The organism is Embleya hyalina (assembly GCF_003967355.1).
Taxonomy (GTDB): Bacteria; Actinomycetota; Actinomycetes; order Streptomycetales; family Streptomycetaceae; genus Embleya; species Embleya hyalina.
The window spans coordinates 45,800-58,639 of record NZ_BIFH01000053.1 but is presented as its reverse complement, the minus strand read 5'-3'; the positions used below and the strand labels follow the sequence as shown (position 1 = coordinate 58,639).

The window sequence follows — 12,840 nt, the reverse complement described above, 5'->3', positions numbered from 1 at the left end:
CGGTAAGTCAGCAACTCTGGTGGCGGTTTCGACGGGCGCGCCGAAACACCGCGATACCGGCGGCGAGGAATACGGCGCCGGCCACCGCCGCGAGGATGGCCGCCGTCGGGACGGTCTCGTCCGAGGCGTCCGTGGAGTTCGATCCGGTGGCCACCGCCGGCGGGGCCTGCCCGAGGGCGGTGGAGGGGAGCGGGGTCGAGCGAGGTGCCGCGGTGGGGAACGGGCTCGGTTTCGGAGCCGATTTCGCGCTGCGGACGTCGACCAGTGGGGAGACGTCGCGCGGGCCCGGGTCCGACGTGGATTGGAGTGCTCGGCGCGGGCTGACGATGCCATATCCGACGTCGTCGTTGGGGGTGGGTTCGTCGGGGAATCGGATGACGGTGTCGAACGGGCGTCGGATGACCTGGTTGGCCGTCCGGTCCGGAGGCGCCGACCATTCTCCGAACCAGGGCTTGAAATCGCGGAGTTGTGGTGTTCGGGCGTGTTCGCGGACGAAGATCTCCCTGGCGGTGGTTGCCGCTCGTGATGGTCGGGAGGTGCCCGCAGCGATGCTTTTCTGCCGTTTTGGTCGGGCGAGGATCCGGTGTCGCGTGGATCCGGTGTAAGGGATGTTCCGAATGAGTGAGTCCGTGGCCGACGAGAACGGCGCGAACGTGGAGCCGACGACCTTGACGATCTCGGCGGAGAGCCTGGCCGATGCCGGGCTGGAGTCGCAGGTCCGGTCGTGGATCGGTGACGGCCCCAACGAGCCGATCACCGCAGATCAGGTCGTCGCGATCATCGGCGAGGACCAACTCGCCCAGACCGCCGCAACCTTGGGGAAGACGCCCGGCGACCTGGCCGCGGAACTCGCCGCCGAGCTGCCCGAACTCGTCGACGCAACCGCGCCCGACGACGAGAGCGCCCCGGCGGCAGGCCGGATCCCCGGTTTCCGGGTTCGCATCGCCCCGAGCAACCGGTTGACTCTCGACAACGAGGTGTCGATCGACGGCTCCGCGACCTTCGAGATCTCCTACCTCTAGGCCGTGTATCGGAAGTGAATCTTGTCCATAGGGTGTCGGCATGTCGCTGAGCCGCATAGCCCTCTCATCCGGACGTTCGATCGAGCTCACCGAGCTGCGAATGTCTTCGACCTATGGAGGGATGCTGGAGGGCTACCCGTGCAAGCCCATCAACGACATGAAGGTCAGGAGCCTTCAGCGGCAGGCCGAACGTGCGTTTCCCTCCGCGCCGGTCCATCTGGTCTCCCCCTCCCGGGAGTACCCGGACCGGGCTGCCGGCGTCTTCGGCCCCGTTGAGGTGCTGCCTGCCGTGGCCTGCATCGGCGCCTTCCGCTCGACAGCGGTCACCGTTGAACTCGACCCGGTGCTGCACCGTTCCGCTCTCACCGTGATCTGGTTCCAGACCGGCTTGGACGTTCCGTCGGGCAAGGACGCCGACCTTGTGCTGCGCGGCATTCGCTGGGAGGAACTGGCCCAGGACCACGAGCTCTAGCGACGAGTTCCGGTCACAGCCACTCGTTGACAGCAGCGATCAGGACGGTCGCCTCGTAGCGGGCGGACCGCGAGCTAGTCGTATCGCGTGGCGACGGCGCGGTGTCTCGTGAGGCGGTCGATCCCGCACTCGACCGCGTGGCGCTTGCGGTGGTCGGCCCGGTCGAAACGTGGTGGTCGGCCGCCGCGCGAGCCGAGCTTCCGGCGGTTGTGGGCCTGGTCGGCCCTGTCGGGAATGGTGCAGCGGATCCCGCGGGGGCGCAGGTAAGCGCGGTTCTTACGGGAGGCGTACGCCTTTTCGGCACGCACCCGATCGGGACGGACGCGTGGGCGGCGGCAAGACTCACCGATAGGCCCTCGATCTCGCCGGGCCGGCCCTCACGTTCGGCCTCGGCGGTCCGGGCTACCGATGTCGTGAGGTTCTTCCTCGCCGCCGGTGGCGGTAGAGACGTCCTCGGTCGGGATGCCCGCCGGGCGGTTCTTCCCGGAGGGCTCGGCAACTGCAGGCGGCGCCACAGACGTTGTGACGAGGACAATCCGAACCCCGTCCATAGAGGTGGCTGCACCGGCGGGGCGGGGGCCGGGTGCCGGGAGCGGCGACGCGAGGCCCTTGCCGGGCGGCCGCGGTGCGTTGGGAGGCGTGATGGGAGGGGGGCTCGGCGGGCGGTGTCCGGGTCGCGGTGGCGGAGCCTTCGGGTCTCGCTCCGGAGCGGTGGGTCGCGCTTCGTCGGCCGAAGTCGACCGTGCCGGCGCGGTATCGGCGGGCGCGTCCTCGCCGATGAACGGGAACGGGTGCGGCGGCGGGGGTGGTTCCGTCGGGGCGGGTGGTACGACGCCGAGGGCGGGCCAGGTGTCGCGGACCTCGTCCAGGAAGGCGCGGTGGTCGGTGCCGTGTGCGTACGCGGCCGCGTGCAGGGCGTCGAGGGCGGCGCGCAGGGAGTCCGGGTCGGCGGCGCCGAGCAACGCCGGTAGGGCGCACGCCTGTTGGAGCGCGTTGTGGGTGGCGCCGTCCGGGAGGGTGATCGTGGTGTGTGGCACGTTCCGGTCCTCGAGCAGGCGCCGCCACAGTTCGGCCGGGTCGTCGAACGGCGCGGGCAACGGTGCGCCCGCGTCGAGTGCCGTCAACGCGGGGGCGATCCAGTCGACGTCGGCGAGTCCCGCCACGGTGTATGCGCGATGGGCCGCCCAGTGGGCGATCGCGCGTTGTGTCCCGTCGTCGACGCGCGCGATCGCGTGGACCAGGTGCACGTCGAGCATGCGCATCCCGTGGACGTTTCCGCGCACCTGGCGCAGCCGTTCGGTCGGCAACCGGCCCGCCCACTGGCGCAGTTCGTACTCCCGGACACGCTCCGCCCTCTCGCGGGCCTGTTCCTCGCGGGCCGCGCGCGCCGCCGCGGCCCGCTCGTCGGGCGTCGGCGGTGGTGGCCGGTCCCGGGCGATCCTGTTCCAGTAGGCCGCCTGGTCGCTGGTCTGCCTGATCACGCGGTCCGGTTCCGCGGGCGCGGGCCAGAACTGCAGGAGGTAGTGGTCGACCGGCGGTTCACCGGCGAACACCACGCCGTGGGCGTTCGCCTCGTCCATCCCCGTCGCGCAGTAGCGCACGCGATGATGGACCAAGTCGAGTTCGAACTCGCACGCGTCCGCGTCGCCCCACTGTGCCAGCCGCACGGTGCGGGCCTGTGGATTGAAGGGCGCCTCGACCACGTCCTCCCACCGCCCGTCCACCTCGGGCGGGCCGTCGTGGACCTCGATGGTCAGCCCCACACTGCCGGTGTGCATGCCGGTGGTCAGGAACAGATACCCCTCCACCGCGGCACCACACAGACCATTGACCTGCCCCGCCCGGTGGTCCTCCTCGATCGCCGACCACTGCGCGCGGCTGTCGACGTACATCTGCATGTACGCCACGTGCACCGAACCCTCGAACACCGTCCGCACGAACACTCCCCCGAAACATCACCGGCCGCGCGTCCTCGACCCGGGCCTCAAGGTGTCAGGCTGCCGGATGGCACCGACAACGCGAGCATCGGTGACGCCCGGGTTCGGTTTCCGTCGCGAACGTCTCACCTGGCCCGCCGCGTTCGCGGTACGAGGGGGTGCGGTGAACCTATCGCCGCCGATCCTGTTCCTCGGTCGGTGGCTGATCTGTTGCCTGGCGGGCCCCGATCGGATGTGCGGGGCAGAAGGGGTGGTATCGGTCGTGGGGTGCGGGCCGACGAGCGCGGCCCCGTTACGACGCCGGACCGGACCCCGTCCGGACGCTCCACGTTGCGTGGCCGGACGGCGAGGGCGGGCGTGGGTGTGTCGGCTCGGACGGACAAAATGCCACCGAGGCACCGTCGTACGATGGGGGAAGGCCATGGCGGCCAGGGGATTGCACAGGTTGACAGAACTTCTCGGTGAGCCGCGGTACCGGGGACGGGGGCAGGCGACGCTGTGGGTGGCGTCGGAGGCGTATCTGGGGTTGGCCCTGCCGGCCGACTACAAGGCGTTTCTGGATCTCTACGGCCCCGGTGCCGTGGACGGCTACGTGTGGCTGGACCGGCCGATCGACGGTAGCCACGAGGAGGCCGAACGACTGTGGCACCAGGGCGGGTGGGAAGCGTCGTTTCCGGATTCCTCTCCCTGGCCTTTCCATCCGACGAAGGGCGGCCTCCTCGAATGGGGCCACGACGAACAGGGCAACTCGTACTTCTTCCTGGCTCTCGAATCGGACCCCGACGACTGGCGCGTCGTCGTCGGGGGTGAGGCGGGAGAATGGTTCGAGACGGCCGGTACATTCACCGATTTCCTCCTGCGGTGCTTCGATCGGGTGGATCGCCCGCCGTTCCTCGACCCGGGATGGCCGGGAAGGAATGCCCGGTATCACGCATGGCCCGAACGTTCGACCGGTACCGAGCGCACTGACGCACGAACGCGCTGACGAACGCTGCCTCCCGGAGTCACCGGGATTGAACTGCCGGAGAACCTCGGCGTGTCCGGCGGACGCAACGTAGCCATCGCGCACCTGCGTGCCGCGGCCGGCGTCGATGTGATCGTCGACCCCGACGACGACGGATTCCTCGCCGACACCGAGACGCCGGCCATCACCGCATGACCGCCCGCAACCGCATCCGGCTCGCCCGCCGCAACCTGCCTGCTCCACTGGTCCCCACCTACCTCGGCATACCTGGACTCTCACCACCGCCCTCGCCCGAGGCCGCCGCGTCCCTCGGGACCTCAAGGCGCGGGCCGAAGGACTCCGCGAAGGCTGGTTGTCGCTCCGTGGGGCGGAGCGCACGGTGTCGGGTCGGGTCATGTCTCGTCGTCGAGGCGGAATGCGTCCGTCGGGCCCGGCTTGACGGTCCGCCAGATCGGCAGGTCGATGGGGCGCCCGTCGCGGAGTTGGAACATCCCGGCCCCGATCCGCGCGTCCGTGTGCGCGGAGGCCGCGCGGGCGAAGGCGGTGCGGTCGTCGAGGAGATGGGACGCGTCCGCGAACGCCGCCCGAGTGGCCGCCTCGATGGCGGCGGCCTCGCCCATCAGCCGGTCCGCGACCGCGCGTACCCAGGCGTCGAATTCGTCCGGGACCAGGTCGAGGAGTGCGTCGAAGGGGGCGGTCTGGGCGATGACCTCCGCCTCCGCACAGGTAAGCGCATAGGCGACGTGGCGCGGGTCCCGGTCGGCGAAGCGCTGCATGCCGAGGTAGCGCCAGATGTCCCGTTCGGTCACCCCGGTCAGGATCCGGTGCAGTCGTACGTAGTCGGCGAACTTGAGTTTGACCCGCCGGCCGGAGGTGTGGCGCAGCACCCAGCCCTCGGCCGCCGTCCCGGTGACGGCCGTGCCGTCCGGCAGGCGGTTCTCGGCGGCGGCGCGGGCCAGTTCGGCGAGTGAGGCGACGGGCCGGGAGCGAACCACGCGTCCGCCGAGGGTGATCCAGTCGTCCGCGTGCGCGGCGAGCGGTTGTTCGGTGCCGTCGGGGCCGAGCACGGCGAGGAGGACGAGGGTGTGCTCGGAGCCGTTGTCGACCACGATGCGGTTGTCGGGATGGATGATCTCGGTGACGTAGCCCAGCGCCGGGTCGAGCGCGTCGATGTCCCGCTCGTCCAGCCAGTCCTGGGCCCACCGGGCCTGCCGGGAGACGAACGCCCCCTTGGACGCGGCTCGCCAACGGCCGGCGTAGTGGAACACCTGGCCCAGCGAGCCGTCTTCCTTGTCGAACGCCTCGAATCCGCCGTCCGGCAGCGCGGGCGCGTACGCCGTGCCGAGGCCGTGCTCCGCGAGGCCGAAGAACTTCGGCAGGCAGGGCCCGACGATCCGGTCGGTGCCATCCTCCACGACCAGTCCGCGACAGCGCAGCGTCACCGGTGTCCATCGCCGCTCGAACACGCAGGTCCGGGTGTAGGTGTAGATCGACAGCGGCAGTTGCGGATGCCGCCGACGTGCCACCAGACCACGCTCGACCGCACCGGCCAAGTCGTCGGGATGGAACAGGGCACTCACGGTGGCGGGTTCACTCATGCGGCGGCAGCGTAGCCGGAACCCACACATGACTTCGCCGGATTTTCCCGCCCTCGCGTCCGACGGTCGGGACGCCCCGCCGAACTGTGCCTAGACGAACCAACGACACCACCCCGGCGCGCACCCTGACAACGCATGGCCCGAGATCCGATTCACGCCGGCGCCGTCCGTCCGGTCCGGCTTGCCGGTGCGGATCGATGCGTGCCGGCTGAGTCGCCGGAGTCCATGCGGTCGCGTGCACGGCGGTGGACGGCCTACCGGTCGCCGTCACCGGCGGCAACGATCGCACGATCCGAGTGTGGGACCCGACGGCCGGACGGTGCACCGACCGGGTGCCCCTCCCGGACGCTTGTCACGGGCTTGCCGCTGCCGACGGGTAACGACTGTCATCGGCTTCGGGATCGACGTCGCCCTCCTCGCGCGCGCCCCGCAGCAACCGCCGACCGGCCCGCCCCGGGAACCCGATGTCGCGGACACGGGACGGAACAACGCATGACCCGAGCTGTCGTCGGTGCCTACGGGATCCGGAACTTCCGCTGGTGACAGCGCATACGAACGACGCCGTGTCGATCCGGAAGCGCCGCGTCGCCGCCCCCGGCGTCCACGCCCGCTTCATCGTCTCCCTCCGGATCCACGATGTCCGTCACCTCCTCCGGTTGCCGGCAGGTCGACGATGCACCCCCACCCCGATACGGCGTCAGGGCGAGCTCGTTGCGGTGTCCGAATCCTCGGGAGCGTCGTTGTCACGCAACCGGATCCTCGCCGTTCCCGCTGTCGTTGCCGATGTTCAGGGACGTGCGTTCGCTGCCTCGAGAAGGTCGACGGCTGTGAGCCCGGTATCTCCGCCGGCGACTGGGGGGCGGGTCTCCACAAGGACGGTCAAGGCGCGGCGCTCGCGACGCTCCGAACCATCCGCCCGTTCCGGGAGTGCGGAGCTCGGGCGAGGTCGCCGTTCCGGCCAATCCGGGGTTGTACGGAACATGTTCGGGACTGTACGGAACACCGCACCGGCCTGGACAGCGGCCCGGAACACTGATGCGATCCGGAGACGGAACGACGGCTCCCGTCCGGGAAGGCGGCGCCCCCTCGGCCTTCGAACGAGAGTGCGGGCAAGACCTCACCTCGGCGTCGTTCCTCGACCACATCCGCCCGGCGGGCGCGGCGGCCGATCGCCGTCGACGGCCCGACTCGCGATCACCCAGGAGACGTCACATGTCGCGCAGAACCGCACGGTTCATCGGCATCACCGCGACGGCCGCGTGGCGCACAGCCCGATCTTCTGCCCGCACACAAGAAATCCATGGGGGTTCCCGTGATACATCCGGCATTCCGGCCGACCCACGGAAGTGCAGGTCACCGCCGCAGGTCCCCGACCGGAACCGGACACCCCGGGATCCGGGCAGGTCGAACGACGCCGAGGGAAAACACGGATCCAGCTGGCCGAACCCCGGGACCACGGCCCGGGACCACGACGAAACCCGAGAGCTCACACCGTCACCGGCTCGTACGTCGCCGCGTCGGGGACCGACTTCGGATCTTCGTCGATTGCGGTACGTGGAACGGGACAAGCGTCGAGGAGGTATCGACCATTCCTCCTCGCCGAGTCCTATCGAATCGGCCTTCCGCCTCAATCATGGACGCATACACGCCAAATTTCTACGAAAAGGAGAAACCATGAGATTCCGCGAAAAGATCGTTGCAGGCGCCATGGGCACGGCCGCGCTGACCATGATGTTCGCCACCACGAGTCCCACCGCGTCCGCGGCAGCCGACAGGAACAGCCCCGGCTCCGACACCCGCGAGGCCTCCGCTGCCGCGTGGACCCCGACCACCACGCTGAACAATGGCCCGATCAGGGAGTGCTACGCGGCCGGATGCGCCGAGGTGTGGCGGCCGGGCCCCGGCGAAACGGTGCGTTGGAGCCACTACGCCTACAACAGTTCCGGCAACCGCTGGTATTACGTCCAGTACGTCGTCGGCAACGGCACGCCCCACACCTTCTACGGCTGGATCTACTGCGGCAACGTCGCCGCTCCCTGCTGAGTACCTCCGCCCGAGCGCCCCGCCCGTCAGGAGGAGGCTCCACCGGATGACGACGAGGGGTGCTCGAGGCGCGTTCGGTGAAGCCATCGCCGCCCCGACGCGAACCCGGTGAATGTCGCGGGGCGGTCGGTTTCGCGGCGCCGGCCGGCCCGGTGGTGTTGGGGCCGGAACACGGCGCGAACGCACGGCGCCGGGTGGGCAGTTGGTGACCGACAGCGCGATCGGCGGCGGCATCGCGCAGGTCTCCGACACCGGCGGCAACGTGCGGACCACCCGCCGCGGCACCGGGCCCGTCGTCCCGCCTCCGGTCGCGCCGGGTACACCGCCCGCCAGGGTGCTGCGGCGGCGGACGGGCAGCGGGTGCAAGGCGGTACGGTCTCCGGTCCGATCGAGCGGGTACGGGACACCGGCGGGACGTCGACATCGAGGAGGGTCCGTGACCGGCTCGCGTCGCCGGTCCGGTTGGTGGCTCCGCCGCAGCACCTCGCCGGCCCCCGAGCCCGGGGAGCTCGCGGCCGGGTCGGATACGCAGTGGGTGGCGGGGTCGGTGGTGTACGGGCCGGTGAACCAGGTCTCCGGCGTCACCGGGGACGTGCACATCACCACGCACACGCACACCGGCGGGGAGCGGGCGCTGTACCGGGTGGACGCCTTCCCGGTGGAGCGTGCGGCGCCGACCGCCGGGCGGGCACGCGCAGTTGCCGCAGGCACGGTACGCCCTCGTCGACTTCACCGGTCGTCGCGGGAAGTTGGCGCGGTCGGCCGCGTGGCGCGACGACACCGCAGCGGCGGCGTCGGTGCTGCTGGTGCACGGTCCGGGCGGACAGCGCAAGACACGCCCGGCCGCTCGCTTCGCCGTCGACACCCGTGCCGATGGCGGGGGTTGGGAGGTGCTGCAGGCCGACACGCATACGACTCCTGCGTCGCCTGGCCGAGGCCGATCCCGTCGCGTGGGAATCGGACCTCGCCACCGTGTTGAACAACCTGGGTCAGCCAGTCGACACGGTCGGCGAACGCGCGTCCGCCGGCTGCGGTGACTGCCGAGGTTGTCCCATATCAGGACGAGCGGCAGGTCGAACGTCTCGTGTATGTCGGGTAGTTGTCGGATCGGCTCCCGATCGGTGACCGAGCCCGGAACTATGCGGTAGAGGAACTTGGGCACTGCGTCCGGCGGGTAACGGCACCAGCCGACCAACGGCCTTGATCCGTGGTCATGACGCGCGTCCTCCCCGGCGGCGATCCCCACGCGCCATGGCAGGCTTCCACAACGCGAGCCGGCCCTCCGCACCGGATTCGTCGGGACCGGGTGTTCCGCACACCCGCGAGGAGACGGTGGTGGCGTTCGGCGGCCGATCGCAGGGCATGCGGCCGGGGCGGGGGTGTGGGTGACGACGGCCGCGCCCGGCGGTCAGGCCGGTACGCCCGGATCGGCCGGCGGGCGCGCTCCACCGGTGACCGCTCCGGCCGGGGAGCGGATCGAACGGCGGCTTCGTCGGCGGGAACAGCCGGTCTCGGCGCACCGGAACACTCGGTGCGTGAGCCGGGTGGTATGTACGCCGTCGATCGGATACCGGTGGAGCTTCCTGATGACCCGGTCATCGCGGCCGTAGAGGCTGTGCGGGCCGCTGTGCGGGCCCTCGTCGGAGACCGGGATCAGGTTGTTGTCGAGCCCGGCCGCCATCGTGGGCCCGCCGTCGTATGGGCTCAACGCACCTTGTCGAGCGCGGCGTCCGGGCGTGCCGTGGGCGGCTCGCTCGCGGTGTGTTTCGTGTCCTTCGCCGCCGAGGCGCGTCGCCCCATCCAGTACGCGAGGGGCGGCACGGCGACCGCGACCGCGACCGCGCCGGCGGCCAGGGTGAGGAAGTAGGCCGAGTCGTTCGACCCGACGTGGTGGTGGTCGGCCATGCTGCCGGCCAGCGCCGTGCCGATCGAGGCGCCGAGGTAGTGCAGGGAGACCATCTGCGCACTGAACACCTTCGGCGCGGCGGCCGAGACCAGCGCCAGTCCGGCCGGGCTGGCGGCCATGTCGGAGACGCCGAACACGGCGATCGTGACGACCACCACCCACAGCGGAGTCGCCGCAGACGCCGAGGCGAATGTCCCCAGCAGCGTGAACGCCGCCGCCGTGGTCGTCAGCACCGCGACGAAGCGGCTGAGGGCCGACGGCTGCCGTGTACCCGAACGCGCCCACAGCAGTCCCAGGAGCGGAGCCGCGAGGACGCCGGCCAGCGGGGCGACCCCGAACAGGCTGGACGCGGGCAGCTCGAAGCCGAGCAGGTGCCGAGAGGCCCGTTCGTCGGAGTAGATCGCGACCGTGGTGGCCAACTGCTGGTAGAAGGCGCAGAAGAAGATGTTGGCCACGAAGACCGGGATGTACCGCCACAGCCCGCGCCTCTCGGCGATCGACACACTCGGCGAGCGGAAGAACCGGATGAAGTAGGACACGGCCGCGACCCCGGCCACCGCAGCGACCAGGGTCGCCGGGTTCGCCCCGCCGGCCACCGCCCAACCGCCGAGCCCGAACAGTACGACGACGGCCGCGGCACCGGCGGCGAGGGACCGGTGCAGCGGCGCCCCGGCCGGCACGTCCGCGGGCCGCGGGGCGACCTCTTTCGGCGTCCGCCGGAACGGGAGGTAGCCGGCCAGGACGATCACCAGTGCGGCGGCATTGATCCCGAACGCGACCTGGAATCCCGTCCGCGACTCGAAGAAGCCGCCCAGCGTGATGCCCAGGAATCCGCCCACGGCACTGGCCGAGTAGTAGAGCGTGAACCCGGCGTCACGGCGCCCGTCCGTGTCCTCGTAGAGGCGCCCGGCCGTGACGGCGGAGTTCACCGTCATGGCGGCGCTGCCGAAGCAGGCCCCCACCAGGCCGATCACCAGCCCCGGCACGCCCGGCACCAGGGCGAGGGACAGATGCCCGGCCAGTGCGACGACAGCGCCGAGGACCATCGTGCGTTCCGCACCCAGGATCCGGTCGGCGATCCACCCGGCGCAGATGGTCACCAGGAACAGTGATCCGGCGTACGCGGACGCCACCGACGTGGCCAGCGACGTCGAGAACCCGAGACCTCCGTCGCCCGTCTCGTAGTAGACGTAGAAGACCAGGAGGCTCTGCATGCCCCAGAAGGCGAACTGGTCGCCGATCTCCAGGAACGACAGCGGAAACAGACCTCGTGGGAAGCCGAACGCACTCCGCGGGGCGGGGTGCCTACCGGAAGAGTCGGCGGGCCGATTCATACGGACTCCAGGCGGGGTTCGGGCCTACCCTCGGCCGTGCGGCGAGGGCGGGACGGGGGCGGCGGATGCCTCGGCGGATTCAGGCCATCTCGGCAGGCACTCCGGGGTCGGTGCGCCCGGTGGGGGCGGCCCGGCCTCGGGCAGGCGAGGCGATGGGGCGGAGTGCTGCCGCATGGATGTGAGCGCCGAGTCAAGCTATGCCGCCGCGCGGCTCCGAGCTCGCGACAATTGTCGGAAGTGTGGCATCGTCCTCCCTCCGGATGTCGTGCAGGGGCCGTAGGGAGATGACCGCCGTGGTGGTGAATGTACTTCAGGAGATTGTCGACCGACTGTCCGAAAGTCTTCGTCGTGCGGTCGCCGTCGACGATCCCGACCTGCGCCTGATGGTGTGCTCTTCGCACTTCGACGACGCCGACGACGCTCGGCTGAACGCCCTGCTCACGCGTGAGGCGACCGCGGGGCAGAAGGCGCACGTCGCGGCGTGCGGCGTGCACAAGTGGCGGGGGGCGGCCGTCATCCCGGCCGATCCGGCCGTGGGACTGGCGTACGACCGCTGGTGCGTACCGCTGCGGTCGCGCTTCGAGACCCTCGGCTACCTCTGGATCACGCTGCCGGACGGGGAGCCGCCGACCGCGCAGGCTCAAGAGCTCGTCGTGGAGTTCTGCGAGACGTTGGAGCACATCCTCTTCCGGCACGTGCACGACGTGAAGGCGATCGACGAGGAGATCGAATCGGCCCTGCTCGGGCTGCTCGATCCGGTGCCGGCCGGCCGCGAGAGCGCCGCTCGCGAACTGCACGACCTCGGCATGTTCAACCGTGTCCGGGCCTTCGTGGCGTTCGCCGTCGCCGTGCCCGAGGACTGGGCGCCGTGGGGCGGGACCTCTCCGCAGGACATTCTGGCCTTCGCGTTGTGGCGGGCGTTGCCCACCCTGATGACGGACGCCTACTCGTTCGCGCCGACGGTCCCGGAATCGTTCGCGCTCATCGGCTACCGGAACACGCCGCCGCGCGACGAACTCCAGGCGATCGCCGCGGGTGTCGCCCGCGAACTGCACGCCTACGACGCTCGATTCGCCGAACACTCCTTCGTGGGTGTCGGCGCGCCGGTCGATGCGCTGCAGGACTCCGTCCACTCGTACGAGCAGGCGCTCGTCGCCATCGGGATCGGCCGCGCCGAGCAGTCCCGCGTCACCGTCTGGCAGGACCACCCGGTCGCCGCGGCGTTGGCGACATATCTGGCCCCGCGGCCCGAGCCGCACCTGGTCCCGACGCAATTCGCCCGTCTGTCCGGGATGGGCGCGGACACCCTGGCCTTCCTGCGCGCCCACCTGGCGCACGCGGGCAACGCCACGGACACCGCCGCGGCGCTGGGCGTACACCGCGCGACGATCTACGCCCGGGTCAGAAAGCTGCAGGAGGTCACCGGGCTCGACCTGGACGACGGCCGGACCAGGCTGGCCGTGCATGCCTGGCTCACGGTCAGCCACCCCTGAGCGTCCCGCACCGAGGGCCGGTCCCGAGCAGCCGCCGCCGGACAGTCGGCGCCGGACGGTCGGCGCAGCGG

8 protein-coding genes and 2 pseudogenes are annotated in these 12,840 nt (G+C 70.7%); 6 read left to right on the top strand and 4 right to left on the bottom strand.

Annotated elements, in window-relative coordinates; all coding sequences use genetic code 11:
• The first annotated feature begins 617 nt into the window (after positions 1-617).
• A complete protein-coding gene (locus tag EMA17_RS47255; RefSeq protein WP_126643414.1) occupies positions 618-1,022 on the top strand; it encodes a YidB family protein in 405 nt (134 codons plus the stop codon).
• 40 nt (positions 1,023-1,062) lie between these two features.
• Positions 1,063-1,494, top strand: a complete 432-nt coding sequence (locus EMA17_RS47250) for a hypothetical protein (RefSeq protein ID WP_126643413.1) — start codon at positions 1,063-1,065, stop codon at positions 1,492-1,494.
• Positions 1,495-1,507: 13 nt separating this feature from the next.
• Here the strand turns inward: EMA17_RS47250 and EMA17_RS56370 are convergent.
• Positions 1,508-1,826: pseudogene (locus EMA17_RS56370) on the bottom strand (transposase); the annotation flags it as partial.
• Between the two features lie 45 nt (positions 1,827-1,871).
• Positions 1,872-3,431, bottom strand: coding sequence for a hypothetical protein (locus tag EMA17_RS55675; protein WP_174861537.1), 1,560 nt, complete (start codon positions 3,429-3,431; stop codon positions 1,872-1,874).
• Between the two features lie 421 nt (positions 3,432-3,852).
• Here EMA17_RS55675 and EMA17_RS47235 point away from each other — a divergent pair, with 421 nt between their 5' ends.
• Both EMA17_RS47235 and EMA17_RS47230 read left to right on the top strand, forming a co-directional pair.
• Positions 3,853-4,416: an SMI1/KNR4 family protein gene (locus EMA17_RS47235; protein WP_126643412.1), complete on the top strand. Its 564-nt coding sequence runs from the start codon at positions 3,853-3,855 to the stop codon at positions 4,414-4,416.
• Positions 4,417-4,422: 6 nt separating this feature from the next.
• Positions 4,423-4,569 (top strand): annotated as a pseudogene (locus EMA17_RS47230) (glycosyltransferase family 2 protein); the annotation flags it as partial.
• A 218-nt stretch (positions 4,570-4,787) separates the two neighbouring features.
• Here EMA17_RS47230 and EMA17_RS47220 read toward each other — a convergent pair.
• A complete protein-coding gene (locus tag EMA17_RS47220; RefSeq protein WP_126643411.1) occupies positions 4,788-5,993 on the bottom strand; it encodes an RNA ligase in 1,206 nt (401 codons plus the stop codon).
• 1,674 nt (positions 5,994-7,667) lie between these two features.
• Between EMA17_RS47220 and EMA17_RS47215 the strand changes: the two genes are divergently transcribed.
• Entirely contained in the window at positions 7,668-8,036 is a 369-nt protein-coding gene (locus EMA17_RS47215; RefSeq protein ID WP_126643410.1) for a hypothetical protein, read from the top strand.
• Positions 8,037-9,740: 1,704 nt separating this feature from the next.
• Here the strand turns inward: EMA17_RS47215 and EMA17_RS47205 are convergent.
• Positions 9,741-11,276 carry a peptide MFS transporter gene (locus tag EMA17_RS47205; protein ID WP_126643408.1) on the bottom strand — a complete coding sequence of 512 codons (1,536 nt, stop codon included), beginning with the start codon at positions 11,274-11,276 and terminating at the stop codon, positions 9,741-9,743.
• Between the two features lie 284 nt (positions 11,277-11,560).
• Between EMA17_RS47205 and EMA17_RS47200 the strand changes: the two genes are divergently transcribed.
• Entirely contained in the window at positions 11,561-12,769 is a 1,209-nt protein-coding gene (locus tag EMA17_RS47200) for a PucR family transcriptional regulator (protein ID WP_126643407.1), read from the top strand.
• Positions 12,770-12,840 lie beyond the last annotated feature (71 nt).